The sequence below is a fragment of the Alteromonas sp. WD8-37 genome (genome assembly GCF_055326825.1).
Genome location: NZ_JBUZOV010000013.1, coordinates 1 through 2361 on the forward strand (window position 1 = coordinate 1; position 2361 = coordinate 2361).

At 51.8% G+C, this 2361-nt stretch carries 1 rRNA gene; it reads left to right on the top strand.

The features are described 5' to 3' along the window. A 23S ribosomal RNA gene (locus tag ACTUJZ_RS15900) occupies nt 1-2342 on the top strand; the annotation flags it as partial. Nucleotides 2343-2361: the final 19 nt, after the last annotated feature.

Below are 2361 nucleotides of genomic sequence, written 5' to 3' on the forward strand. Positions count from 1 at the left end.
GGTGACTGCGTACCTTTTGTATAATGGGTCAGCGACTTATATTTAGTAGCAAGGTTAAGCGTATAGCGGAGCCGTAGCGAAAGCGAGTGTTAACTGCGCGTTGAGTTGCTAGGTATAGACCCGAAACCCGGTGATCTAGCCATGGGCAGGTTGAAGGTTGAGTAACATCAACTGGAGGACCGAACTCACTGACGTTGAAAAGTCAGGAGATGACCTGTGGCTGGGGGTGAAAGGCCAATCAAACCGGGAGATAGCTGGTTCTCCCCGAAATCTATTTAGGTAGAGCCTCGGACGAATTCCATTGGGGGTAGAGCACTGTTAAGGCTAGGGGGTCATCCCGACTTACCAACCCTTTGCAAACTCCGAATACCAATGAGAACTATCCGGGAGACACACGGCGGGTGCTAACGTCCGTCGTGGAGAGGGAAACAACCCAGACCGCCAGCTAAGGTCCCCAAATATTGCTAAGTGGGAAACGATGTGGGAAGGCACAGACAGCTAGGAGGTTGGCTTAGAAGCAGCCATCCTTTAAAGAAAGCGTAATAGCTCACTAGTCGAGTCGGCCTGCGCGGAAGATGTAACGGGGCTAAGCAATATACCGAAGCTGCGGCAGCACAGTTTACTGTGCTGGGTAGGGGAGCGTTGTGTAAGTGGACGAAGGTGAACTGAGAAGTTTGCTGGACATATCACAAGTGCGAATGCTGACATGAGTAACGATAATGGGGGTGAAAAACCCCCACGCCGGAAGACCAAGGTTTCCTGTCCCATGCTAATCAGGGCAGGGTAAGTCGGCCCCTAAGGCGAGGCAGAAATGCGTAGTCGATGGGAAACGGGTTAATATTCCCGTACTTATATAATCAGTGATGGAGGGACGGAGAAGGCTAAGCAAGCCTGGCGTTGGTAGTCCAGGTGAAAGCGAGTAGGCCGAGTGTTTAGGTAAATCCGGACACTTAAAGCTGAGACGTGAGACGAGCTCCCAAGGGAGTGAAGTTGTTGATGCCCTGCTTCCAGGAAAAGCTTCTAAGCATATGATTATATGAACCGTACCCCAAACCGACACAGGTGGTCAGGTAGAGAATACTAAGGCGCTTGAGAGAACTCGGGTGAAGGAACTCGGCAAAATAGTACCGTAACTTCGGGAGAAGGTACGCCACCGGTGGTGAACGCTTTACGCGGTAAGCTATTGGTGGCCGCAGTGACCAGGTGGCTGGGACTGTTTATTAAAAACACAGCACTCTGCAAACTCGAAAGAGGACGTATAGGGTGTGACACCTGCCCGGTGCCGGAAGGTTAATTGATGGGATTAGCGTAAGCGAAGTTCTTGATCGAAGCCCCGGTAAACGGCGGCCGTAACTATAACGGTCCTAAGGTAGCGAAATTCCTTGTCGGGTAAGTTCCGACCTGCACGAATGGTGTAACCATGGCCACGCTGTCTCCACCCGAGACTCAGTGAAATTGAAATCGCAGTGAAGATGCTGTGTACCCGCACCTAGACGGAAAGACCCCGTGAACCTTTACTACAGCTTGGCACTGAACATTGAACCTACTTGTGTAGGATAGGTGGGAGGCTTTGAAGTGTGGACGCCAGTTCACACGGAGCCGTCCTTGAAATACCACCCTGGTATGTTTGATGTTCTAACATAGACCCTTTATCGGGGTTGTGGACAGTGTCTGGTGGGTAGTTTGACTGGGGCGGTCTCCTCCCAAATAGTAACGGAGGAGCACGAAGGTTAGCTAATCACGGTCGGACATCGTGAGGTTAGTGCAATGGCATAAGCTAGCTTAACTGCGAGACAGACACGTCGAGCAGGTACGAAAGTAGGTCATAGTGATCCGGTGGTTCTGTATGGAAGGGCCATCGCTCAACGGATAAAAGGTACTCCGGGGATAACAGGCTGATACCGCCCAAGAGTTCATATCGACGGCGGTGTTTGGCACCTCGATGTCGGCTCATCACATCCTGGGGCTGAAGTCGGTCCCAAGGGTATGGCTGTTCGCCATTTAAAGTGGTACGCGAGCTGGGTTTAGAACGTCGTGAGACAGTTCGGTCCCTATCTGGTGTGGGCGTTGGATGATTGAGGGGAGCTGCTCCTAGTACGAGAGGACCGGAGTGGACGAACCGCTGGTGTTCGGGTTGTGATGCCAATCGCATTGCCCGGTAGCCACGTTCGGAACGGATAACCGCTGAAAGCATCTAAGCGGGAAGCCGGCCCCAAGATGAGTCATCCCTGAAGTTTAACTTCTGGAAGGGTTGTCGTAGACTACGACGTTGATAGGCAGGGTGTGGAAGCGTTGTAAGGCGTTAAGCTAACCTGTACTAATTGCCCGAGAGGCTTAACCATACAACCCAAAGCAAGCTTT